This window comes from Shewanella sp. N2AIL, assembly GCF_022690845.1.
GTDB lineage: Bacteria > Pseudomonadota > Gammaproteobacteria > Enterobacterales > Shewanellaceae > Shewanella > Shewanella baltica.
Window position 1 is genome coordinate 57,005 of record NZ_JALBYT010000015.1, and the last position, 24,349, is coordinate 81,353.

General features: G+C 47.4%; 18 protein-coding genes. 3 read left to right on the forward strand and 15 right to left on the reverse strand.

What is annotated here, in order from left to right; all coding sequences use genetic code 11:
• Positions 1 to 230 precede the first annotated feature (230 nt).
• Together MO387_RS10855 and MO387_RS10860 are read right to left on the reverse strand one after the other, a co-directional pair.
• A complete protein-coding gene (locus MO387_RS10855) occupies positions 231 to 1,970 on the reverse strand; it encodes a methyl-accepting chemotaxis protein (protein ID WP_107948169.1) in 1,740 nt (579 codons plus the stop codon).
• A gap of 146 nt (positions 1,971 to 2,116) precedes the next feature.
• Positions 2,117 to 2,761, reverse strand: coding sequence for an MBL fold metallo-hydrolase (locus tag MO387_RS10860; RefSeq protein WP_107948171.1), 645 nt, complete (start codon positions 2,759 to 2,761; stop codon positions 2,117 to 2,119).
• Positions 2,762 to 3,016: 255 nt separating this feature from the next.
• On the opposite strand from MO387_RS10860, the gene MO387_RS10865 reads away from it, so the two are divergent.
• On the forward strand, positions 3,017 to 4,306 hold the full coding sequence (locus MO387_RS10865; RefSeq protein WP_012089581.1) for an alpha/beta fold hydrolase: 1,290 nt from the start codon (positions 3,017 to 3,019) through the stop codon (positions 4,304 to 4,306).
• A gap of 205 nt (positions 4,307 to 4,511) precedes the next feature.
• Here the strand turns inward: MO387_RS10865 and MO387_RS10870 are convergent, their stop codons facing one another.
• On the reverse strand, positions 4,512 to 6,629 hold the full coding sequence (locus MO387_RS10870; RefSeq protein WP_107948173.1) for a DNA topoisomerase III: 2,118 nt from the start codon (positions 6,627 to 6,629) through the stop codon (positions 4,512 to 4,514).
• 166 nt (positions 6,630 to 6,795) lie between these two features.
• On the opposite strand from MO387_RS10870, the gene MO387_RS10875 reads away from it, so the two are divergent.
• On the forward strand, positions 6,796 to 7,083 hold the full coding sequence (locus MO387_RS10875; protein ID WP_107948176.1) for a hypothetical protein: 288 nt from the start codon (positions 6,796 to 6,798) through the stop codon (positions 7,081 to 7,083).
• 185 nt (positions 7,084 to 7,268) lie between these two features.
• On the opposite strand, the gene purF is transcribed toward MO387_RS10875, so the two are convergent.
• The 9 genes from purF to fabB form a co-directional block, all read right to left on the reverse strand.
• A complete protein-coding gene (gene purF / locus MO387_RS10880; protein WP_006085457.1) occupies positions 7,269 to 8,783 on the reverse strand; it encodes an amidophosphoribosyltransferase in 1,515 nt (504 codons plus the stop codon).
• 269 nt (positions 8,784 to 9,052) lie between these two features.
• Positions 9,053 to 9,541, reverse strand: coding sequence for a CvpA family protein (locus MO387_RS10885; protein ID WP_006082220.1), 489 nt, complete (start codon positions 9,539 to 9,541; stop codon positions 9,053 to 9,055).
• Between the two features lie 115 nt (positions 9,542 to 9,656).
• Positions 9,657 to 10,409 carry a cell division protein DedD gene (gene dedD / locus MO387_RS10890; RefSeq protein ID WP_107948178.1) on the reverse strand — a complete coding sequence of 251 codons (753 nt, stop codon included), beginning with the start codon at positions 10,407 to 10,409 and terminating at the stop codon, positions 9,657 to 9,659.
• A complete protein-coding gene (folC, locus tag MO387_RS10895; protein ID WP_107948180.1) occupies positions 10,402 to 11,673 on the reverse strand; it encodes a bifunctional tetrahydrofolate synthase/dihydrofolate synthase in 1,272 nt (423 codons plus the stop codon). Before folC ends, dedD begins: the two co-directional genes overlap by 8 nt.
• A 44-nt stretch (positions 11,674 to 11,717) precedes the next feature.
• Positions 11,718 to 12,503 carry a tRNA pseudouridine(38-40) synthase TruA gene (gene truA, locus MO387_RS10900; protein ID WP_006085461.1) on the reverse strand — a complete coding sequence of 262 codons (786 nt, stop codon included), beginning with the start codon at positions 12,501 to 12,503 and terminating at the stop codon, positions 11,718 to 11,720.
• Between the two features lie 101 nt (positions 12,504 to 12,604).
• The gene (locus MO387_RS10905) at positions 12,605 to 16,048 is read right to left on the reverse strand and encodes a FimV/HubP family polar landmark protein (RefSeq protein WP_242326269.1); all 3,444 of its coding nucleotides are present in this window, start codon (positions 16,046 to 16,048) and stop codon (positions 12,605 to 12,607) included.
• A 178-nt stretch (positions 16,049 to 16,226) separates the two neighbouring features.
• Entirely contained in the window at positions 16,227 to 17,243 is a 1,017-nt protein-coding gene (locus tag MO387_RS10910) for an aspartate-semialdehyde dehydrogenase (RefSeq protein WP_006085463.1), read from the reverse strand.
• Between the two features lie 2 nt (positions 17,244 to 17,245).
• Entirely contained in the window at positions 17,246 to 18,376 is a 1,131-nt protein-coding gene (locus MO387_RS10915) for a 4-phosphoerythronate dehydrogenase (protein WP_242326271.1), read from the reverse strand.
• Positions 18,377 to 18,536: 160 nt separating this feature from the next.
• The gene (gene fabB, locus MO387_RS10920; protein WP_037391053.1) at positions 18,537 to 19,748 is read right to left on the reverse strand and encodes a beta-ketoacyl-ACP synthase I; all 1,212 of its coding nucleotides are present in this window, start codon (positions 19,746 to 19,748) and stop codon (positions 18,537 to 18,539) included.
• A gap of 138 nt (positions 19,749 to 19,886) precedes the next feature.
• Between fabB and mnmC the strand changes: the two genes are divergently transcribed.
• Entirely contained in the window at positions 19,887 to 22,016 is a 2,130-nt protein-coding gene (mnmC, locus tag MO387_RS10925; RefSeq protein ID WP_242326273.1) for an FAD-dependent 5-carboxymethylaminomethyl-2-thiouridine(34) oxidoreductase MnmC, read from the forward strand.
• A gap of 95 nt (positions 22,017 to 22,111) precedes the next feature.
• Here mnmC and MO387_RS10930 read toward each other — a convergent pair whose 3' ends face one another.
• From MO387_RS10930 to MO387_RS10940, 3 genes are read right to left on the reverse strand one after another with little or no spacing between them, the layout of a single operon-like run.
• A complete protein-coding gene (locus MO387_RS10930; RefSeq protein ID WP_242326275.1) occupies positions 22,112 to 22,876 on the reverse strand; it encodes an RNA methyltransferase in 765 nt (254 codons plus the stop codon).
• Complete coding sequence (locus MO387_RS10935) at positions 22,866 to 23,150, reverse strand: YfcL family protein (RefSeq protein ID WP_006082230.1); 285 nt, start codon at positions 23,148 to 23,150, stop codon at positions 22,866 to 22,868. Before MO387_RS10935 ends, MO387_RS10930 begins: the two co-directional genes overlap by 11 nt.
• A gap of 5 nt (positions 23,151 to 23,155) precedes the next feature.
• Positions 23,156 to 24,334 (reverse strand): ATP-NAD kinase family protein, encoded by a 1,179-nt coding sequence (locus MO387_RS10940; RefSeq protein ID WP_107948188.1) that lies wholly within the window; start codon positions 24,332 to 24,334, stop codon positions 23,156 to 23,158.
• Positions 24,335 to 24,349 lie beyond the last annotated feature (15 nt).

The following is a 24,349-nucleotide window of genomic DNA, read 5'->3' on the forward strand; positions in this document are numbered from 1 at the left end:
TTTTGTTATCAAGGTTTGATGCGAGTTTCAGTTGTCGATAAAAAAGCATCGCCAAACGCTCGGCATTAAACACTTGGGCAACCAAGTTAGCAAAGGCGTGTACGTATTGAAAGGAGTAATAGATGTCAAAAAGTGTCGAAGCAGAAAATATGTTCAGGAGAGGATTCGAAGAGGAAGGATTGACGTCCATGTCTTGAGTGGCGTTCGTTCGTAAATCAACCACATCTCATCTAAAACTGATATTCCCCCGCCTTAGTGCGCAGTATCTGGGATTGATTATCTAGGCTAATAGAGGTCGATTCTATCTGCTCGATAATCTGTGATACTTCACGGGAATTATCGCGGATCACCATCATACTCGAAGCGATTTCTTTAGAAACCAAGGACTGTTCCTCAGTTGAAGCGGCAACCTGAGTATTGATCCCATGAATCGCTTCCGTACTGTGACGAATATCCTCAAATACAGCCACGATACGTTGCAGCTCTACCCCCGCCTTTTGCATGAGCGTCGCCGCTTGAGTCACAGATGTACCCACTTGATTTGTACGACTCTGAAGGCTTGCGACAATATCATCGATTTCCTTAGTGGAATCTTGGGTTCGCTGGGCTAATGATCGAACCTCATCGGCCACCACAGCGAAGCCTCGCCCTTGCTCACCGGCCCTTGCGGCTTCAATCGCGGCATTCAGTGCCAGCAAATTAGTCTGCTCTGCAATCGCCTTAATCACACTCAACACATTACTAACTTGGGTGCTTTCGTTCACTAAATGCGACATAGAGTCTTGAGTATTGGTAAACTCAGTTTCCAATACCGACATGGCTTTCAACGCTTCCGATACCGTCTGTTTACCCACAGTGACATGCGCTTCATTTTCAGCGGCGCGACTTTCAGCGTTCGACGTGCTCTCACTCACATGCACTAACGTCGTGGTCATTTCTTCCATCGCACTGGCGCTGGCATCCAGTTCTCTCGCCACCCGATTTGAGCTTTCACGCGAAACTTGAATAGATGCCTTGGTTTGCTTCGCTAAATCAGCGACCTCTTTTGCAATACCATCCGTTGTCGATAAGGAACTGGCAAGGGAAGAGATAAACAAGTTGATTTGATTAACGATTTCGCCAATCTCTCCCTGAGTGGTGACAGAAATCCGCCGCGCAAGGTTTTTAGAGTGCTGAATGTCGAGCAACTCACTACAGGTCTGCACTAATGGAGTCACAATCCGGCTCTTAACGATAATGAATCCACCAACGGCCGCTAAAATCACGATAAATAACACGAACTGAGACCAGTTTAATGCCGCATGTAAGGAGTCGAGACGACCATTAACTTCTCCATCGGTACGTTTATCCAACGCCGTAAAGAACTCATCAATCGGCTGCATGATCTTGGCTTTTTCTCTATGGTATTGGTCGCTATGCAATAACTCCCTCGCCATGGTTAAGTTAGGCTCGCCTTTTATCGTGTAGGTTTGGGTGTTGGGGTCCATAAAGATACCTTTGACGGCATTCATGGCTTTCACTTCGAGGGCGACTAACGCATCTGAGTTTTTTTGGGCTTGTTCGAGGTAACGAAATTCTTCATCGGAAAAACCAAGGGACTTCATTTGCGCTTTTATAGCAATTCTCGCGCCGTCTGGCTTTGGCTTATCGCCATAACTCAGCACCAAATCCCAATAAATCTGATGATATTTTTCGGGTCTGGGTTTCTCACCATTACGGATAGCCAAAATATCCATATACATTTTTTCGTATTTTTCATCGCCTGTGACGGCGTAGGTACGGGCGAGACGTGTTAAGTCATCGGAACCTTGCCTTAATTCATCGGCAAGTTGATAGGACTGATATCGGATGCTGGCGGCATCATTAAAGAGATCGATTTTAGACTTCACATTGAAGCTCAGAGCCGCAGAAATGACGGCACTCGCGACTATGGTCGAAAATACCACACTCATCATCGTTTTTGTTTTCATACTTACCCCAATAGACGGAAGAACTGCTTTAAGTCTAGAAGGAAAATCAGAAAACGTCGGTAAAAGTGGCGCAATTCGTGGAAATAATCGTTTGATTTGCGAGTGATTATCGCTCACAAATCAAACAGTTCTTAATAACGTGACACTTAGAGTAAAAGTTGATCCGCGACAAAGGGATTATGCTCGCGCTCTTCACCAAAGGTTGATATAGGACCATGCCCCGGAATAAATTCGACTTCGACGCCTAAGGGCCACAGTTTTTCGGTGATCGAGTGAATTAAATCCTGATGATTTGATTGAGGAAAATCGGTGCGGCCGATTGAACTTCTAAACAATATATCCCCCACCCACGCTAACTTAGATTGGGCAGAGAAAAGGGCAATGTGTCCCGGCGTATGCCCAGGGCAATGCAGCACAGACAAACTTTGTTCACCCACTTGCACGTTATCGCCGTCCTGCAGGTATTGATCCGGTTCAAAGGCATCGCAATGGGGAAAACCGAAGTTTTGGCTTTGCTTAGGTAAGTTTTCAATCCAGAATTTATCGGCAATATGTGGACCGATAATCGGCACATTGGCCGCTTGTGCCAAAGCTTTTGCCCCACCAACATGATCGATATGTCCATGGGTAAGGATAATTTTGTCGAGAACGAGTCCAAGTTTTGTTACTTCGTTTTGGATCCTGTCAATATTGCCACCAGGATCCACGACCGCAGCTCGCTTGGTTTTCTCACACCAGATCAGGCTGCAATTTTGCTGAAAGGGTGTCACTGGAATAATCTGATACTTCATAGCTTCAATCTCGTGTTATCCATAAGCGATAGATTACGCTAAGAAACTCATCATGGCTCAAATTTAAAATGGAAAAATTGATCTTCACCAAAAGCTAATCAAATAATCCTAGCCTGCTGCATAAACTATTTGGTCTATACCCAAGGTAGTTGAAGATACGTGTTTCAACTCGCCTAGGTTGCTGCATCTTCAGGTTATTTGGGTATACAATCTGCCAATCACAATAACATGATCCTCTGCCATTAAGGTTGTTTGATGAAACCCGATATTATTCTCGCCGGAGTGCTGGCGAAGAAACATACTTTTACCTTGCCCCTCAACTATCAAAATCCGATTGCAGAGCAAATCCAAGTGTTTGCCAGAGAACTCTGTAGCCCAGAAAACAAAGATAAAAAGCTACCTTATATCGTGTTTTTCCAAGGCGGCCCGGGATTTGCGGCCATGCGCCCCGCCAGCAACAGCGGCTGGATCCGCCGCGCATTAAAAGAATATCGGGTATTATTACTCGATCAACGCGGCACAGGCTTATCAACACCTATTAATTACCAAAGCCTGCAACACTTAGAGCCCGCAGCTCAAGCTGAGTATCTAAGCCATTTCAGGGCTGACAATATTATTCGAGATGCCGAGACGATTCGTGCCCAGCTTTGCCCCGCCGATAAATGGGCAATTCTTGGCCAAAGTTTCGGGGGGTTTTGCGTATTACATTATTTAAGCGCCGCCCCTCAAGGTGTCAGCGAAGCCTATATCACCGGTGGCATACCGTCATTAATCCGCAGCGCCGATGATGTCTATCTTGCGACTTATCAACGCGTACTGGCGAAGAATAAACAATTTTTCCAACGCTTCCACGATGCCCAACATTTAGTCACTCGCTTAGCAAAACATTTGCTTGAAAATGAAGTGTATTTAGCAACGGGAGAACGCCTCACGGTTGAAATGTTGCAGCTGCTGGGTATTAATATCGGAATGGAGCAAGGGCCTGAATCGGTTTATTATTTACTTGAGCAGGCCTTAATCAACACAGCTTCAGGGGCAGTCGTTAATCCGTTATTTTTAAATCATTTCGGTCAAATGCTCGATTACAACACTAACCCGATTTTTGCCCTGCTGCATGAGGCCATTTACTGCCAACACTCGGCTTCACAATGGGCGGCACACAGAGTAAGACAACAATTCCCCGCCTTTAATTATCAGCAAGGTAAACCATTTTTATTCACCGGCGAGATGATTTACCCTTGGATGTTTGACCAATTCAGTCATTTAGTACCGCTTAAAGCCGCGGCAGAAATCCTTGCCCATAAATCAGATTGGCCTGCACTATATAATCTTGAACAACTGGCGCAAAACCGCGTCCCCGTTGCCGCAGCCATTTACAGTGAAGATATGTTTGTCGAGATGCAATACAGCCTAGAAACCGCGCAACAGGTCGGCAGGCTAAAGTATTGGCTAACGTCAGAATATGAACACAACGGCATTCGCATGGATGGTGAGCACATACTGGATAAGCTCATCAGCTTAAACCGAGGCGATACCTTAAGATAAAGGTTAATTTTAAGGGCTAATTAAGTTAACGCTGACATTATAAACCTGCTCCTCATCTATTGAGTGATTTTGGCAAGTTTCAACGACCTATTTCCGTATGAGTAAACCATTTTGGTTTACTCTTTTTTTTGCCAAAATTTAGAGCTATTTCCTGCCATTGTTTAATGGCCGGAAATGCCCCTAAAACCAATGACACTCGTGCCTATCAAACCTCAGCAGCCACTTTGCGTGTTCGACTCCGAGTCCCTGAACTCGCACTCGACTTTTTCGCACTGCTACTTGTCGTTGTACTTGTTTTAGCGGTACTTACCGTGCCAGTGCGTTTTGCAGAGCTAGAGGCTTTACGATAAGGCGACTTGCGATAACCAGATTTATTCCCAGCCGTTTTACGATAACCTTGGCCTTTTAAACCATTAAGCGCGGTGGGCAGTTGTGCTCCTGCATTGTGAATAAGCGTGGACAAGGTGCCTAGCAGCGGTTGCATAAAGGCTTGATAGGAGGTTTCTTTATGACAAATACCGTTCAAGCTAGCTTCCCACAGGGCTGTCATGTCAGGCGTTGTTGCACTCGCGGGTAAGCTGTTAATTAATCCCTTACCCACATCCGTCGAAACGATAGATTTACCTAAGCGTTGTAAAAAACCGCGTTTAAACAGTAATTCAATAATGCCTGCACGGGTGGCTTCAGTACCTAAGCCATCAGTTTCTTTGAGAATTTTACGGATCTCAGGGTCGGTTACGTAACGGCTAATCCCCGTCATAGCACCGAGTAAAGTGGCATCGGTAAAGGCCTTTGGCGGCTGAGTATTTTTCTCAAGTAACTCGCCTCGAGTACAATGCAAAGCCTGCCCTAGTTTCAGAGGCGGTAATTGGCCGATAAACTCGTCATTCTCCTCATCATCCTTACCCGCGCTTTCTTCAGTCGACTTGTTACCACTCGCCTTACTACCATTTGGCTCTTGGCGGGCAAAGAGCTGCTTCCAGCCAAGAGATTTATCCTGACGCGCCTTGGTATTAAATAAGCCGCCCTCAATTGTCACTTGTACCGTGGTTTCACTGTAACAATAGGCCGGATAAAACTGGGCTAAGTACTGGCGGGCCACATGAAGATATAACTGCCTCTCACGCTGACTCAAACTGGATAAGTTAGCCGTCTTCTCGGTTGGAACAATGGCGTGGTGGGCATCCACTTTTTTATCATCCCATGCCTTGGATTTAAGCCGTGGATCGGGGGCATCGGCGCCTTGCAGTAACTCAGCGGCACCGCTGCTAATCGCCTTAAGAACCGACGGCGCTAGACTATGTTGCTCGACGGGTAAATAACGGCTGTCGGAGCGGGGATAAGTAATGAGTTTATGGCGTTCATACAAACTCTGGCAGGTATCGAGCACATCCTTAGCACTCATGCCAAACCGTTTTGCCGCATCAATCTGCAACGCGGATAAGCTATAGGGCAAAGGCGGATTCTGTTTCTTGTCCTTAGCCACTAATTGAGTCACTAAGGCAGGTTTATCACTGATGCGACTCACCACATTTTGTGCTAACCCTCTGGCTAGTACTCGCCCTTCTTCGTCCATATACGGCTGACAAGCTTCGCTGGGTTGCCACTTAGCGCTGAAGGTTTCCTGCTTTTCGGTCGCCAAATGCGCTAGCACTTCATAGAAAGGTTTAGATTGAAAATTGGCAATCTCTTCATCACGGCGCACCACTAGCCCGAGTAAAGGAGTTTGCACTCGCCCGACGGACAATACGCCTTGATAACCAACCTTTTTACCTTGGATGGTATAAGCGCGGGTCATATTCATGCCGTAGAGCCAATCGGCGCGGCTACGGGCTAAGGCCGATGTGGACAAAGGAATAAACTCGCGATTACTGCGTAGCTGCGTTAGCGCCCGTTTTACGGCTTGTGGGTTTAAGTCGCTGATCAGTAAACGCTGAGTTTGATGTAGCTTATCCCCCGTCACGCCAAGATAGGCAATCACTTCATCCACAAGTAACTGCCCTTCACGATCGGGATCGCCCGCATTGACCAACGTGTTGGCTTGTTTGACTAATCGTTTCAGCACTGTGAGTTGGCTACGGGTTGCGGCCTTAGGTTTTAGTTGCCACTTGTCCGGCACTATTGGCAAGTGCTCGAATTTCCAAGACTTAAATTCAGGATTATAGGCATCAGGTTCTGCTTGTTCGAGCAAGTGACCTACGCACCAAGACACACAATCGCCATTGGCGGCTTCGATAAATCCATCGCCTTTTTTATGGGGTTTAGGCAATACATCGGCAATGGCCCGCCCTAGGCTAGGTTTTTCAGCGATATAGAGGATCATACAAACACCAAGCACTGGATATAATTACAGTATAATTTAGCCCAAACGCCCGTTGAGTGCAAATTTCTGTGACAAACCGAGCTTAAATACCAAAGCTAAAGTGTAAATTCAATTGCGAATAGTTCTCAACAACTACTAGAATACACTAAATTTTAGAGGAGTAGCTATGAGGCAGTTTGCAATAAATGCACGGCAGACGATGACAATCAGTCCGGCATTGATATTAAGATTTAATCAGTTAGTGCTATTTCATAGTCTAATGTTACTCGCCATAAGTATGCTCACCAACACTTGGCTGGGACAAATGAAAATCATCGACATGCCTTTAGCTTGGGGATTCATGCTAGTAATGCCCATTGCGGTGAGCTTATCGCTACTGCTAAAACACCAAGTCACCCGCCATAGCTTAAGCAGCTTATTCGGGGTGTGGATGCTGCTGTGGATCTGGGGATAAGCAACGAACCTATGTCTTAAAAAAATCTGCAGCCTCGCATGCGGATGTCGAGAACTAACACTCAGAAAAGTTTCCCCTCGCCTAATCGCGGCACCTTTCCCAAGTGGCGGTTACCAATTCAGAAAAAATCCATAAAAAAAGCCAGTGACATTACCACTGGCTTTTTATCCGCCTAACGTTTCACCTTATGGGTGACAAACGTTATGCAGCTCTAAATTAGTACCGATATCTTTGTTACGATCCGCTTTAGCATCGTCATTACGCAGTTGCGTCAAGTGATCTAAATACGCTTGATCTACATCGTTAGTGATGTAATGACCATCAAAAACTGAGGTTTCGAAACGTTTAATCGCTGGATTTTCCATTCTTACTGCTTCGATTAAATCAGGTAAGTCTTGGAAAATAATGCCATCGGCACCAATTAACTTGGCGATTTCATCGGCATCACGGCCATGGGCGATCAACTCGTTTGACGTTGGCATGTCGATACCATATACGTTCGGGAAACGAATTTCCGGCGCGGCAGAGGCAAAGTACACTTTCTTGGCACCCGCTTCACGGGCCATTTCGATGATTTGCTCAGACGTCGTACCGCGAACGATAGAGTCGTCCACCAGCAAGACATTTTTGCCTTTGAATTCAGTGTTAATCGCATTCAACTTGCGACGCACTGACTTCTTACGTTCCTGTTGACCCGGCATGATAAAAGTACGGCCAATATAACGGTTTTTCACAAAACCTTGGCGGTACGGTAAGTCCATGCAACGGGCAATTTCTAGCGCGATATCGCAAGAAGTTTCAGGAATAGGGATCACCACATCGATATCGTGATCGTACCATTCTTTCTTAATCTTCTCGCCAAGCTTAGCGCCCATGTTTACGCGACTGGCATAAACAGACACTTTATCGATCGTCGAATCTGGACGGGCAAAATAAACGAATTCGAAGATACAAGGGGCGTAGCTAGGTTCTGCTGCACATTGACGGGTATACAGCTGACCATCAATTGACACGTAAATCGCTTCACCTGGCGCCACATCACGCATCACTTCAAAACCGACGGCATCGAGTGCCACGCTTTCAGAAGCGACCATATATTCAGTACCCGTTGGCGTTTCGTGCTTACCTAACACCAGAGGACGAATACCAAATGGGTCACGGAACGCGACTAGGCCTTGACCGATAATCATAGCCACAACCGCGTAGGCACCACGAGCTTGCTGGTGTACGTTAGCAACCGCATCGAACACTTCTTCCGACGTCAGGGTCAAACTAGTGGTTTTTTGCAGTTCGTCAGCCAACAGGTTGAGCAACACTTCAGAATCCGAAGTGGTGTTCACATGGCGACGTTTTTTGATCAGCCCTTCGGCTAATTCGACTGTATTGGTTAAGTTGCCGTTGTGGGCTAAAGAGATCCCAAATGGCGAGTTAACATAGAAAGGCTGCGCTTCAGATGCGCTTGAACTGCCCGCAGTTGGATAACGCACATGGCCAATACCTGCATTACCTTGTAGGCGTTGCATGTGTTTGACTTCAAAAACGTCTTTGACCAGACCATTGGCTTTACGCAGTCTGAAAGCACCACGATCAATGGTCACAATACCTGCCGCATCCTGACCTCTGTGCTGCAACACTGTCAGTGCATCATAAATGGTCTGATTAACCGATGATTGGCCAACTATTCCGACGATACCACACATGGGTAAGCTTCCTCATTGTAAGATGTTCTATGCCCTTTCATGTTGAAATATAAGCAAATGATAAAGTAAACCTCTAGCCTTTCGGCTTAAGTGCTACCTATCGGTCGCCAAGGTATCCCGTCACTGACCTGTTAATCGCAATCGCACGCCTAAACTTGCTATTGCGCTCACAGTTACCCTGTTTTTAGGCATAAACCCTTGAACAGGAGTGACGTACATACCTAAGCGATTGCTACTTTCCATCACTTAGGATTAATTAATTTTCTTTCTTATAGTTTGGGTACAAAGCTGGAGGTGTTTTCCAAATAGTCAAAAAACCATTGAATGACAACGCCAAATTCGGGCACTAGCACAGAGTCCTTCCACCATTGGGTGTTGGGCGAACCTGTGAAAGCATCCATAAAAAACAGCAAGGCGCTCACAATTAGCGCGCCTCGAATAGCACCGAAACACAGGCCCAAGAGCCTATCAGTGCCAGATAATCCGGTTTTGACAACAAGTTGTCCGAGAATATAGTTAACTAAGGCGCCGAGTACCAAAGTGGTAATAAAGAGGATGGCAATAGAAACGCCATTACGCAGCATCTCATCGTTCATTTGAGTTAAGTGAACGGCAAGATCTTGGTAAAATTGGCTGGCAACAAAGAAAGCCGCGAACCATACCACTAAGGACATGGCTTCTTTGGCGAATCCGCGGATTAGACTGATGAGAGTCGATAATCCGATGACGAATATGATAGCGTAATCAATCCAAACCATTGAGATGGCTTTCCGACATGGGCTTTAAGACGGCGCGATTCTACCAGAGACTGAAACGATTCTCACCCCTAGAGAGGTAAATAAATCATTTTCAGTCGCTGATCTTATATCACCATTAAGATTCTAAGGGATTAAAAGGAACAATCCAGCCCTTAAGACGCGTGAGGTTTTCCACCTCAACTTGTATTTTCTTCAGCTTTGCCTCAGACACATCTGGCCCGACAAACACTTTGGTTAATACGCCATCTTTAGGATTTTCAGGGATAGTGTACGCTTTAAAACCACTCTTACGTAGCTGTGCAATCAAGGCTTTAACATTGGTTGCATTGTTAAAACTGCCAAGCTGCAAGGTAAAGCCACTTTTTAAGCTGTCACGGCGGGCAGCACTGGCTTTTGGCGTTTCTGCTTTGGGCTTTTCAGTCTTAGCGACGGTTGGCGCTTTAGTCTCAGCTTTTTTAGCGGGCTCCGTTTTTACCGTCGCCTTAGGTGGCTCTTTTTTAGGTTCTGGTTTCGCTTCCGGCTTTTTAACTTCTGCTTGCTTAACCTCTGGCTTCTTCACCTCGGGTTTAACATCCGCCTTAACGTCTTGCTTAGCGATGGCAGCTGACTTGTCACTGTCGGCATTATTGCCTGTCTCAGCTAAGGCAACATCAGCCCCACTCAGCGCAGCAGCATCTTCGGCCGACAAGACTTCAAACATATCATCGTCGGCTTTTTGCTGCTCAATCATAGTCGGACGCAAAGGTATTTCGGAAAACTGCTCTTCTTGGCGATCTTTTTTGCCATCCAAAATATCCGGCAAAAAAATCACTCCAAGCGCAACCAGCACCACAGTGCCGACTAAACGATTATGAAACTGGCTAGACAAAACGGACTTCCTGCATAAATTGAGACTTAAAACCTGCCACAGTGTAAAAGGAGCCAAACACAATTACCACATCATCTGGGTTAATTTGCGCTTTTAATGCCGACCATGCCTCAGCTATGCCCTCAAACTCAAATGCGCTGGCCTCGGGTGCTAAGGTTTTGCGTAGCATGGCAGAACTCGCGCCACGCTCACCATGAAGGCTCACTAAATACCAAGTGTCGACCAGAGGATGGATCACAGGCAACACGCCCGCAATATCTTTATCCTTCAACATGCCACAAAGGGCAAATACGCGTTTACCTACAACCATTGGCGCTAATTGCAGCACCAAAAAACGCGCCGCATGGGGATTATGCGCCACATCGAGTAGTACTAACGGCTGCTCACTCACCCGCTCTAATCGACCGGTTAACCGAGCCGTGCTAATACCCTCGGCAATAATAGCGGGCGCGATATCCGGCCAACCCTGTTCAATTACGGCCAATACCGTGGCCGCATTAGGTAGCGGCAAGGTCGGTAACGCTAAATCGTGTAGTTTGAGCACTTGGCCTTGAAAGTCCCACAGATTGCCATGGACTTGGTAACTGAATTCGTTGCCGACGCGATACAAGATGGCGCCAACCTCATTAGCAACATCATTGACTGTATGCGGCAAGTTGGGCTCGCCGACAATCGCAGCTTTACCGTGACGGAAAATACCCGCCTTTTCTCGGCCGACGAGTTCACGGGTATTCCCCAGATAACTTTCATGATCTAAATCGACCGACGTCACCACGCTGATATCGGCATCGATAATATTGGTGGCGTCTAACCGTCCACCTAAACCGACTTCTAAGATGACTACATCCAGCTTGGCGGCTTTAAACAGTATCAGGCCCGCAAGCGTGGCGTATTCAAAAAAGGTCAGGGAAATCTCGGCGCGCGCCGCTTCAATTTGTTCAAAGGCGGCGACAAAGGCGCTATCACTGGCGTCGCTGCCATTAATACGCACTCGCTCGTTGTATTTCAGCATGTGCGGCGAGCTGTATACGCCCACAGTCAAACCCGATAATCGCAGAATATTTTCCAGCATGGCGCAAGTCGTGCCTTTACCATTCGTCCCTGCCACTGTGACTATCTTGCTTTGGCCTAAATCTAATAGGCCAAGGGTTTGCGCGACCTTAGAAACACGGGTTAATCCCATATCGATTTCGGTTGGATGTATGGATAACAAATAATCCAACCACTGTTCCAATGCTGCATTTGACGCTGGCGCTGTTAGCATGTCCGTACATCCTCGTATTCGATAATCTCTCAAATAAGATCTTTTCAATCCAACATGAATAATGGCCCAAGGGCGAGCTTAGGCAATTGATATTGTTCTGGATAAGTCACATCAACCAAATAAAGCCCATGGGGTTTAGCCGTTGCTGCGGCTTGGTTTCTGTCTTTTAACGCGAGCAAATCACCCATCCACGTCAGCGGCTGATTGCCTAAACCGATTTCTAATAATGAACCGACGATATTGCGCACCATGTGATGTAAAAAGGCGTTGGCGGCGATATCAACAATCACATACATGCCTTGGCGCGTGACATTGACGCAATGTACATTACGAAACGGCGTTTTTGACTGGCACTGGACTGCGCGAAAGCTGGTAAAATCTTGCTCACCTAAGAGTGCCTGCGCCGCTTGGTGCATTCTGTCTGCATCAATATCGCCGTGATAATGGCTGACACCATGGCGTAAAATCCCAGGGCGAAAACTGTGATTATAAATCACATAACGGTAGCGTCTGGCTGTGGCCGAAAAGCGCGCGTGAAAACTGTCGTCGACTTCTTTAACCCAACGCACCGCAATATTGTCGGGTAAATTGGCATTCACCCCTAAGGTCCATGCGCCTTCATTACGAATGGCATTGGTTTCAAAATGAACCACTTGGCCCGTGGCATGCACGCCCGCATCGGTACGGCCAGCGCAGAAGACGCCGATAGGCTCGTTGGCCACTATCGATAACGCCCGTTCTAATTGCGCTTGTACTGAATCGACTTCGGCCTGACGTTGCCAGCCAAAATAACCATTGCCGTCATATTCAATACCTAATGCAATCCGCATCCACTTTTCCTCACAATTGATTTAGCGGCGCATTTTATCACAGCAGCCCATAAAAAAACGGCGCTGAAGGCGCCGTTAGGTTGAAACTCTCTCAATCGGGATTAACTCATCTCTTTGAGTAAACGTCCAGCTTCATCTTGCTGGCGCTCGTTACCGTCAATTTGCACTTCTTTGAGCAGGGCTTTGGCGCTGTCGCTGTCGTCAATTTCGATATAAGCGCGGGCTAAATCCAGCTTAGCGTTGACTGAGTTTTCTTCATCATCGACATCAATCATCGCGGCATCGCCGATTAAGGCTCCGACATCACTCATTTCCACGTCGACTTCCGAATACAAATCGGTATCAGTGCCGTCTTCATCGGCATCATTCAACAACTTGTCGATGTCGATAAAGCCGTTTTCATTTTGGAAATTCGTTAAATCATGCTCAGGAACAAACTTCTTCTGCGCTTTACGCGACTCTTGGGCATCGAGTGCAGCTAACGCTTCATCGACAGTGAGATCATCGACGAGTGAGAAACTGTCTTCTGATGTCAACACATCTTCATCGTCATCAAAATCGGTATTGGCCGTGAAAGCAGCGAGTACATTGTCGTCGCTTAAATCGAGGCCTTGCTCAGAATCGTCAGCATCCTCTTGGGTATCGAGTTTAAAATCTTCAATAAAATCAACATCGTTACGCGTCGCCTTAATCGGCTTCTCTTGAATCGCATCATCCGGAGCCGGCGTATCAGCTCGCGAAGCATCGGCATTAGGCTCGACATTATAGACATCCGTTTCAGCGGCGGCATCGGCTGGCGTCGCAGCAGGTTTGGCCTTAGGCGCAAAATCAAGCTCTGAGTCCCAATCGAGCACGTGGGGATCTTTGCTCTTATTGGCTTTTAAATCATTAAAGAAAGAAGACTCTTTTTCCTTAACACTCGCTGCCGCGGTAGCGGCGGCCAAAGTGGCTGCAGCCGTAGTCAGGGCGTCAGAATCATCATCTTCACCCAACTCTTCGACTAACGAGAAAGTATCATCAGTGCCGTCAATCGAGTGAGACGCACCAATACCTTTGAGTAAATTGTCTTCATCTGTGGCGTTATCGTCCGCATCAAGCTGCGCCGTTTCCATATCGAAGTCGAATTCATCTTCATCGGCATCGAGTTGCTCTGGCACATCAAATTCAGCTAACAGCGCATCTAAATCTTCATCGCCTGACGCTTCGCCCTTGATATCTTCCGGTAACGAAGCTTCTAGCTCTGCGGCAATTTCTGCACTGATCGCATCATCTTCGGTATCGTTTTCGGCATTGTCTTCAGCATCAACTTTGATTTCAGGCTCAGCATCAAAACTCGCCAGCAACGAATCAATATCATCGGATTCATCTACGCCTAATTCATCCAGTTCATCGTCTAACTCGGCGGCGATTTCAGCACCAAGATCAGGTTCAGCTTCGGGTTCTGCTGGTTTATCGAAATCGGCTAACAGCGCATCGATATCGTCAGTGTCTTCTACGCCAAGCTCATCAAGCTCTGCATCTAACTCGGCGGCAATCTCAGCACCCAGATCAGGCTCCACTTCGGGCTCTGCTGGTTTATCAAAATCCGCTAACAGCGCATCGATATCGTCAGTGTCTTCTACGCCCAGTTCATCCAGCTCTGCGTCTAACTCGGCGGCAATTTCAGCGCCAAGATCAGGCTCAACTTCAGGTTCTGCTGGTTTATCGAAATCTGCTAACAAGGCATCGATGTCGTCGGTATCTTCTACGCCCAGCTCATCAAGTTCGGCATCTAACTCGGCAGCAATTTCAGCGCCAATATCAGACTCGACTTCAGGTTCAGCGGCTGGCGTTGGTTTATCGAAATCGGCCAATAGGGCATCGATATCATCAACCTCTTCTCCGCCCAGTTCATCATCTAGCTCATCATCGAGTTCTGCGGCGATGGCGGCACTGAGATCTTCATCGTCAGAATCAATAGATTCTGTTGCAGGTTCTTTTGCCGTTTCTGGATCTTCAGCAGGAACACTAAACTCGGCAAGTAAGGCATCAAGATCATCGTCATCGGCGACGGCTTCGTTGGCAGGTTGAGTATCTTCTACTTCAACGTCGTCTTCTTCAGCTAAATCGCTAGCAAAGTTTCGCTCTAATTCACTTAAATCGTCTTCAGCTTCAGTGTTGTCTTCTGAATCTAGGCCCGCTAATAGCGCATCGAGATCGGCTTCCTCAAGAATATTGTCAGATTTAGGTTTTTCCTCAACAATATCCTCTTCCTGATCGCCCATGGCTTCGGCCCACAGGTCATCAAGAGATTGCCCTTCGTCTTCAACCTCAGGTTCGGCAGAGAGACCCGGATCGACAAACATTTCAGACGCCATATCCATCTGATCGTTTGAGTCAGTCAAATCTTGCTCAGGCTGTAAATCGACGCTGCCCATATCAAGTAGGCTATCGATAGAGTCGGCATGGTCGGTATCTAAATGCACCGCCATATCATCTAAGTCGTCATAATCCATGTCCATGATGGCAGTACCGGCAACGCCAGCAGCACCCGCGGCCATAACCGCTTCTTGCGCCTGCATTTCACGACGTTCTTTATTACGCTTACGGCGCAGCAACCAGAACACCGCCAGTAACAAGAACAAGGCAGGGATCACAGCGGCAGCAATCATTAACACTGGACTATTAAGGATATTACGCCATAAATCATCGGGCTCAGCGGGAGCCTGAGTCTCAGCTTCAGCCGTTCCCGTTGCCATCTCTGGCGTTTGGGCAGCTTCAACTTCAGCTTTCAAAGCTTGATTTTGCAGTTTGCTGGCTTGCAGGGTTTCTTCTAGCACGGCAATGCGTTGATTCAATTCTTCAACTTTCACTTTTAGCGCTTCAACATCTGAAGTTCGGACAGTGAGTTGATCTTGGGTGCGAGCTAATTCATCGGTTAATGACAGATTTTTACTTTCAGCTGCTTCTAAGCGCGAGGTTACATCAGAGCTCAGCATCTTAGGCTTGTCTGGCGCCGGTGTTTCTACCACTGGCACTTTGGGCGGCGTCACTTTGGTTTCAGTGATCACTTTGGTTTCAGCAATCACGACAGGAGCAGTAACAGGGGCTTGCGTGGTCACTTTAGCAGCTGGTTTCTGCGTCGCTTTCGCTGGCGCACGGGATTGTCTGTCGCTTTGCTCTGCTCTTGCTATCGCCATACTATTGGGAATCGACAGCATGACTTCTTTAGACGGGATCAGCAGGATCATGCCACGTTCTAAACTGTTGTAGCTGGCAGAGTTAAACGCATGGGGGTTAGCATCATATAGCGCGGCCATCACTTGATAGACGCTGACACTGGCATCGGGACGGACTTTTTGCGCTATGCTCCAAAAAGTGTCTCTAGATGTCGTTGGGCCATATTGATGATTAACTTGACGGATCTGTCCGTCTGGACCCATGATTTTTAAGGGTTTTAATCTTGGCGTATCTGCTGCAACGGCGGGATCAATAAAATAAGCGGTAGAAGAAACAGCTAAAACAGTGGCCATTAGACCCACAAGATACGAAGTGCGAAATTTCATCAATCCTTCCCTTTGAAGCGCTATAAAGTTATCTCGCTGATAACAGGCTTTAGGCAATTGTATTTATTGAGATTACTATAAACCAGAAATCCCTGCCCTGCTACTGTTCACAATTGTAAAACAAAAAAAGCCTGCTGACAGCAGGCTTTTTCAATGGGCATGAAATGCAATCTCGTGCTTAGTAATAATCTCTCACTAAGATCTCGGCAATTTGCACACTGTTCAAGGCTGCGCCCTTACGAATATTGTCTGACACCACCCACAGGTTAATCCCGTGAGAATGAGAGATATCCTTACGAATGCGGCCAACATAAACCGGATCGGTACCAGCACCATCGGTTACAGCCGTTGGATAGTCATCATCTGACTCAAACAATACCACTCCTTCGGCATTACGCAGTAAAGCTTTAACGTCTTCTGCATCGACAGGTTGACGAGTTTCGATATTAATGGCTTCCGAGTGACCATAAAACACAGGTACACGTACCGCGGTTGCATTCACTAAGATCTCATCGTCACCGAAAATTTTCTGGGTTTCCCAGACCATTTTCATTTCTTCTTTGGTATAGCCGTTATCCATAAATTTATCGATTTGCGGCAATACGTTAAAAGCAATTTGCTTTGGATAAACTTCGGCTTCAGCAGGCAAACCTTGCAGCAGTTTAGTGCACTGATGCGCTAACTCTTCAATGGCTTTTTTACCTGTACCCGAAACTGACTGGTACGTTGCCACGTTAATGCGGCTGATACCATAGGCATCATAAATAGGCTTAAGCGCCACCAGCATTTGAATGGTTGAGCAATTTGGGTTGGCAATGATATTGCGATTGCGGAAATCGGCGATAGCATGCGGATTCACTTCGGGTACGACCAAAGGAATATCGATGTCGTATCTAAAGTGCGAGGTGTTATCGATAACAACACAACCCGCTTCAGCCGCAATCGGTGCCCATTTGGCGGAAACATCACCCCCTGCGGAGAAGAAACCAATTTGAGCTTGGGTCCAATCGAAGGTTTCTACGTCGAGAATGGTAATTTGTTTGCCATGAAAGCTGACCGTTTCACCGGCACTGCGGCTACTGGCTAAAGGGTACAAATTGGCAACCGGGAAATTACGCTCTTCGAGGATCTCTATCATTGTTTGACCCACTGCGCCCGATGCACCTAAAACGACAACATTAAATTCCTGTGACATAGCTACTGACCGACTCCTGAAAAACCTAAATTGGACAACCAATCTACCTCAGATTGACCGTCATAAGCCAGCGCCAATGCACTAAATTCGCGTCTATGTTGGTGATTTTTTCTCATAGTGTCGAAGCCATTCTCATTTAAGAATGTATTTCTGAACATCTTGTCATCATCGCGCAAATCATAGACAAAACGCGCGAGCTGCAATAACGCTTTTTCATTCGGCGCTGTCGCAAGTTCGACCGCCTTAATGTTAAAGGTTGGCAAGAGATCCAGCAGGCTTTTATCGGCAGTAATATTCAACAACTGACACAGGTTTTGGTAGAGCATAAAAGTGCCGCGCGCCTTACCTTCTAAACTGTAACCTGCGATATGCGGCGTAGCAAACTCTGCCAATGGTACCAACTCGGGCAGAGGTGTTGGCTCGCCTTCCCACACATCGAGCACTAATTTAAGATCGTCACGTTGCTGCTTCACTTTAATAAGCGCCTGATTATCTATCACATCACCGCGGCAGCAATTCACTAACCATGTATTGGGTTTGAGTGCCTTTAAGCGCGCCTCATCGAACAAATGCTTGGTTTTATGCTCGCCCGTGCGCGTGATGGGCACATGCAAACTAATGATATCGGCCTGCGCCATGATGGTATCTAAGCTCACAAAACTGCGCGGATCGCCCTCTGCAGCTTTAATCGGATCGTTAAGCAGTACTTTAATACCATAGGCTTGCAAGCATTTAGCCGTTGCAGTGCCAGTGTTGCCCGCGCCCACTATGCCGACAACTTTGCCCTTAAGCGGCGAATTAAACCGCTGCGCTAGCTCCAGCATAGCGATAAAAGCAAACTCCCCGACCGCAGTCGCATTGCAACCTGGCGCATTTGAAAAGGGAATGTTCCGCTCGGTAAGATAGGCTAAATCCACATGATCTGTGCCTATGGTGGCACTGCCGACAAATTTCAGCTTATTATTGCCTGAGAGCAACTCGGCATTCACTTTGGTGACCGAGCGCACTAATAGCACATCGGCCTCGCGCACTTGCTCGGCGGTTAACGTGCGGCCGTTAACAGGAATAATGTCCCCGAGATCGCCAAATAGCGGTTCAACATAGGGCATATTTTCATCGACTAAAATCTTCATGGGCACCTGATCGGATAAAAGTGGGAATGGAAGGCATCAAGATGCTCGGTATTCTAACAAGACTAATGGGATAAATCCTTGTCGATGCAACAGGTTTACAAAAATCGCCCATAAAAAAGGGAAGCCTAAGCTTCCCTTCTATCGCGTTTGATAAACAAACTTATTTGAATTTACGCATCACTAGCGTGGCGTTTGTACCGCCAAAACCAAAGCTGTTACTCATGACTGTATTCAGCTCAGCATCGCGATATTCACGAACGATAGGCATATCTTTCGCCGCGTCGTCCAGATTTTCGATATTGATGCTTGGGGCAATAAAGCTGTTTTCCATCATGATTAAGCTGTAAATCGCTTCATGTACGCCTGCGGCGCCTAATGCATGACCTGTCATAGACTTAGTCGATGCAATCGGTGGGCACTTGTCTTTGAAGACTTCACGTAGCGCTTCTAATTCGCGCACGTCGCCCACTGGCGTTGAAGTGCCGTGAGTGTTGATGTAATCGATTGGGGTATCGACATCCATCATCGCCATTTGCATACAACGCACTGCGCCTTCGCCTGATGGCGCTACCATGTCATAACCGTCTGAAGACGCGCCATAACCAATCACTTCAGCGTAAATTTTTGCGCCGCGAGCCAGAGCATGCTCTAACTCTTCAACCACTAAAATACCGCCGCCGCCAGAGATCACAAAACCATCACGGTCTGCATCATAGGTACGAGAGGCTTTTTCGGGTGTGGCATTATACTTAGTTGACAGTGCACCCATAGCGTCGAAGCCCATGGTCAGTGTCCAATCCACTTCTTCTGCACCACCGGCAAACACCATGTCTTGCTTACCCATTTGGATAAGTTCAACGGCGTGACCAATACAGTGAGCGCTGGTTGCACAGGCTGAACTGATAGAATAGTTCATGCCTTTAATTTTAAATGGCGTGGCTAAACAAGCGCTGGCCGTGCTCGACATGATGCGAGGCACAATATACGGACCAACACGTTTAACGCCTTTTTCACGCAGTGTATCGGCAGATTGCACTTGGTTAGACGATGATGCACCGCCTGTACCGACAATCAAACCGACGCGCGGATCTGAATATTGCTCTTCAGTTAAATTGGCATCGCTAACGGCTTCTTGCATGGCTATGTAAGCATAGGCAGCGGCATCGCCCATAAAACGCAATGCCTTACGATCGATATGCTCAGCTGGGTTTAACTTGATGTCACCCCATACATGACTACGTAATTGCATCTCTTCAAACTGAGCTGAATGCGTAATACCACTGCGGCCCGCTTTCAGTGACTCGGTCACTTCTTGCTTGTTATTACCGATACTTGAAACAACACCCATTCCGGTGATCACGACTCTTTTCATTTTATTGCTATCCATTGTGTACATGTCAGTACCTACTTTTCGCTGAGCCAATAGTATCTGTTTTGACTCAATTAAGTGGTCAGCTTTCCATAAAGGCGAGTAAAATAATGCCAATTATGAGACCGAGAGTAAATTTCTTTGACTGCAGAGCCCAATAAACCTTGCCAAATTAAGCGTGATTACCCGCAATTAATCAACCTTTATCCCGCAACAGCTCACACTGATGCACACTATCTCAGCAAGTTGAGCATTTATCAGCAGCGGGTATTTGAGGCTCATTCACAGCAAAAACTCTTAATATTAGGCCAAATTGGTTTAGGTAACGGGCTTGAACTCTTATCTTGGTGGCGCACTCAGGCGAATCCTAGCCAACGTTTACTCCTTAAGGTGTTCGAACCCAATCCGATTAATGCGTACGAACTTAAATCACTTTGGGATCAATCACTCACTCTTGTGAAAGAAACCCCATTCGAGCCACATCTTGAATCAAAGCAAGCGTCAGCGTTGGAGTGTAAACCTGAGCTCAGCCAGCTTGCTCAAACCTTACTCGATGCTGAGCCGACGGCTATTATAGGTTGCCAGAGATTAATTTTTGATGACGGTCGTACCACTATCGACCTGCACTTTGGTGATATTCAAACCCAGCTCAGTTCACTCATCCATTCTCCACTTCACCCCGTTCAGCACTGGCTGGTATTGCCCCATCTGCTACAGGCGCTACATCATCAAAGCCACTGGCAGATGGCAAAACTCAGTGACGATAGCGCGACCATTGCCACTATTGCCACTATTGAATTAAGCGAATCGAGCGAATCAAGCGGATTAAGTGAAACAACAGTCAACCGTTTCCAAGCCTGTGGCTTTACTGTGAGCGATATCAATGAGCTGGGTATCCATCAGCCAGTCACATTGATTAATCACCAGCCTGACGCCGTACTGCTACACGAACGCCAAGTCTTACGTCAGCAAGACGCTAAAGCCTATGCTTTTAATCCTATGGCTGCAATCTTATCCTCGGCGGCGCAAAGCTCGATTGCCATCATAGGCGGCGGCTTAGCCTCGGCGCATTTGGCGCTTTCTTTGGCTGAGCGCGGCCAAGGTGCACAGATATTTTGTAAAGATGCAGAGCTAGGCCAAGGCGCATCGGGCAATCGCCAAGGAGCTATTTATCCGCTGCTGACCCCAGAAAATGACGAATTAAGCCGTTTTTTCCAACAGGCATTTTTATTTAGCCGACGTCGAGTGCAGGCGCTGACATCCGCCCCAGCCGATAATCAGACGCCGATTTCCCATGATTTTTGCGGCGTATTGCAAACCGCCCACGATGAACGCAGCCAATTTCGACTCGATAAAATCATTCAAGGCCAACTCTGGCCAAGTGAAATAGCCTACGCCGTCGATGCTGAGCAAGCCAATGCAATTGCCAAAATCAATCTCGATAAACCAGGTTTTTTTTATCCCTTAGGTGGCTGGGTTTGCCCATTTGAATATGCCGACGCTGCGATACAAAAAGCGATGCAACTGGCCGATGTAAGCGTCTCGCTCAATACCGACATCCTTGCCATTGAACGCCAAGCCGATGGCTGGGTTTTGTTGACTGAAAAGGAACGTTTCGGGCCATTTGCACAACTGGTATTCGCCAATGGCGCAGAATTGACACAATTTGATGCCAGCCACAAATTACAAATTAGCCCCTTTCGCGGCCAAGTCAGCCATGTGCCCGCTCAATTTCAATTGAGTCAGCTCGCAACTGTGCTGTGCGCCAACGGTTATTTAACGCCAAGTCACCAAGGACTCCACTGCCTTGGCGCGAGTTACGTTAAAGAACCCGAGCATTTAGATTTTTGCCGGCAGGAACAACAAGAAAACCTCATGAAAATGCACGAGAGTTATCCGAACCAAAGCTGGCTTGAAGATATCGACATGAGTGGCAACAATGCCCGCGTCGGCGTGCGTATGGTGACTCGGGATCATTTCCCTATGATGGGCTGCGCGCCAGACGTGGCGAAAATCCTTGAGGATTATGAGCAACATCAACTCACTAAAGAGAGTCGCCACTACTGGCAAACCACGCCAGCGCCGGTGCATCAAGGACTGTATATTCTTGGTGGGTTAGGCTCACGGGGACTCAGTTCTGGGCCACTGGCCGCCGAATGTCTTGCGGCGCAGCTTTGCGGCGAACCAATACCGCTCGATAAAGAAACCCTGTGTAAACTCAACCCCAATCGCATGTGGCTGCGAAAATTGCTCAAGGGTAAAGCGCTCTAGGCAATCAATCGCTAGAAAAATAACGTTTTTGAGCACTATAAAAAAGGGATTAAGCCATGGCTTAATCCCTTTTTTAAATGTTTTCTGTAAACCACTTAAGCGGCTGTGATGACTATTGCGTTGTCACTGCAGCTAGGATCAACACTACTGGATTTAACATGTCGAGGTTTTCGCGGTGCTCTGGGCACTTTTACCCGAGTACGATTGTTGTTATCGCGACTCTGACGGATCAGCGCATCGCCGCTTATGCTCGATGCTAGGCTTGCAGCCTCACGGTGAGATTTCGCTAATCTGTCGTATAACAGCACATTGACCGACGCAGCAAGATTCATACAACCGACCGTAGGCACATACACTACCGCATCGGCTTTATCGATAATCTCTTGGCCAATGGTGCCATCTTCAGGACCAAACACATAAAAGGCTTTCGCGGGATGGACAAAATCCGGCAGCGGCGTCGCGCCAACTACCAAATCCACACAGATGAGCTTAGTGTCCACCGGAATAGAGGCGAGTAATGAAGTCACGCCCGTAAGCGGAATGCGCTCTCCAGCATCCTTAGTATCGACATGGTATTGCACAGCACCCGAACGCGCGGCTAACTCGTAGCGCCTACCGGTATAAAATACGCCGTCAACGCCATAACAACCCGATGCGCGCATAATACCGCCGACATTAACGGGCGTTTTAGGATTCACTAAGCCGATAAATACCGCGCTGGCATCGAGCGTTTGCTCACTGGCTAATTCAGCACTCGGCATTTCTGTACTCGTTACTTCGGTACTCGTTTCTTCGGTATTAGTCACTGCAGTATTAGTCACTTGCTCGTTGTCAGTCATAGGCATAACGCTAGGCAACATCAAATTCGCCTACAATCCTTGCATGCAGCTGTGCCCATGCCTGTTCAACCAAGGCATAATCGGCATCATTTAATTCTTGGCGCGCGAGTGCTAAACAATCGGTCATTTTCAACATAAGGGCATCGAGATCGGTTGCACCCTGCGCTTCAAGTTGCGATAACACAACGGCGACATGACCCTGTAAATAGCCACAGGCAAACAAAGCATCGTCATCACCATGGCTGACTACACTGGCGATCCACTGTTCTAATGCGTCTTCGTAATGCTCTAACATTGGGTCTAACTCTCCATTAATACTGGATTGGCCGACACATCTGCTGCGACCAATAAATCTGGATTGGCCACCTGATACATGACGTAATCATGGTAGCCCGTCGTCACTTTATAATAGCCGCCAAGCTCGCTATCTAATTTAGGGTCGCCACTATCCACAATTAGTGGTCGTCCATCAAGTGCTTTTAGCTTAGTTTTTGTGGCGAGGATAATAATATTGTCTTTTCCGATGCGCCGAATGAGCTCAGGCGACAACTGTTGATTGCCGCGCCCTAAGATATGGCCTTGGCCGCCAATCAGAGTGATCACCAACTTTGTCGGCTTATCTTGGGTCAGTTCAAGCAATTCATTCGCGGTTAAGTCACTGCCAACAAGGTTTTTATCTTGAATGAGATCAACACCGAGCAGGGTATTGTCCAGAGCTAACTCTTCCATCACAAAGGCAACCGTACTGCCAGAGCCCATGATGTAAAGCTCATCTTCCATTTGATTAATCACATCGGCGGCGATATCGGCCAGCACGAGTTCATCGACTTCCTTACCGCCCATCTTCACCGCTTGCACATAACGCGGTTCGGCGGGCACTAAAAGCTCGCCAAATCGTTTGGCGCGCACTGTGCCTTGGCGAAAAGCCACTTCGTCGATATCCATAACATCGGCTGACATCAAACTAACGAGCTCACCATCGAGCAACATTTTGACCACCATGCCAGAGGCATGGGGCGTAATACCGTAAACGCCGGAATGAATTTTCACGCCAGCGGGCACACCAAGCACGGGTAATTTGTCATCGATAGTGGCTTGCTCAAACACGGAGTAAACGTCGCGTGCCGTGCCATCACCACCGGCAAAAAGCAGTAAATCCAGAGGTTCATCCAGCAGCGCACGCACAACGGCCTGCGTATCCAGTGCCTGCGTTTTATCTGGGGTTTGATACACCACTCGCGTGGTAAAACCCAGTGACTTAGCCGCATCTTCACCCATGATTCCTGAGGCGGTAATAACCTCGATGTCATCGGCATAATCACGGATAACCTCAAGTGCCTGCATCATACGCAAAGCGGCTTTGGGTTCGGCGCCTAATGCAAGCGCCTCTTCGGCAACGCCATCGCTGCCTTTAAGGCCAACACTGCCACCTAAGCCAGCCAGTGGATTGATCACTAACCCTAAACGAAACCGAATCACCTCTTACCTCACTTA

Excerpts from the sequence above, each read along its gene's own strand:
- MO387_RS10855 (WP_107948169.1), bottom strand. The coding sequence starts at position 1,970 with ATGAAAACAAAAACGATGATGAGTGTGGTATTTTCGACCATAGTCGCG.
- MO387_RS10860 (WP_107948171.1), bottom strand. The coding sequence starts at position 2,761 with ATGAAGTATCAGATTATTCCAGTGACACCCTTTCAGCAAAATTGCAGC.
- MO387_RS10865 (WP_012089581.1), top strand. The coding sequence starts at position 3,017 with ATGAAACCCGATATTATTCTCGCCGGAGTGCTGGCGAAGAAACATACT.
- MO387_RS10870 (WP_107948173.1), bottom strand. The coding sequence starts at position 6,629 with ATGATCCTCTATATCGCTGAAAAACCTAGCCTAGGGCGGGCCATTGCC.
- MO387_RS10875 (WP_107948176.1), top strand. The coding sequence starts at position 6,796 with ATGAGGCAGTTTGCAATAAATGCACGGCAGACGATGACAATCAGTCCG.
- purF (WP_006085457.1), bottom strand. The coding sequence starts at position 8,783 with ATGTGTGGTATCGTCGGAATAGTTGGCCAATCATCGGTTAATCAGACC.
- MO387_RS10885 (WP_006082220.1), bottom strand. The coding sequence starts at position 9,541 with ATGGTTTGGATTGATTACGCTATCATATTCGTCATCGGATTATCGACT.
- folC (WP_107948180.1), bottom strand. The coding sequence starts at position 11,673 with ATGCTAACAGCGCCAGCGTCAAATGCAGCATTGGAACAGTGGTTGGAT.
- truA (WP_006085461.1), bottom strand. The coding sequence starts at position 12,503 with ATGCGGATTGCATTAGGTATTGAATATGACGGCAATGGTTATTTTGGC.
- MO387_RS10905 (WP_242326269.1), bottom strand. The coding sequence starts at position 16,048 with ATGAAATTTCGCACTTCGTATCTTGTGGGTCTAATGGCCACTGTTTTA.
- MO387_RS10910 (WP_006085463.1), bottom strand. The coding sequence starts at position 17,243 with ATGTCACAGGAATTTAATGTTGTCGTTTTAGGTGCATCGGGCGCAGTG.
- MO387_RS10915 (WP_242326271.1), bottom strand. The coding sequence starts at position 18,376 with ATGAAGATTTTAGTCGATGAAAATATGCCCTATGTTGAACCGCTATTT.
- fabB (WP_037391053.1), bottom strand. The coding sequence starts at position 19,748 with ATGAAAAGAGTCGTGATCACCGGAATGGGTGTTGTTTCAAGTATCGGT.
- MO387_RS10930 (WP_242326275.1), bottom strand. The coding sequence starts at position 22,876 with ATGTTGCCTAGCGTTATGCCTATGACTGACAACGAGCAAGTGACTAAT.
- MO387_RS10935 (WP_006082230.1), bottom strand. The coding sequence starts at position 23,150 with ATGTTAGAGCATTACGAAGACGCATTAGAACAGTGGATCGCCAGTGTA.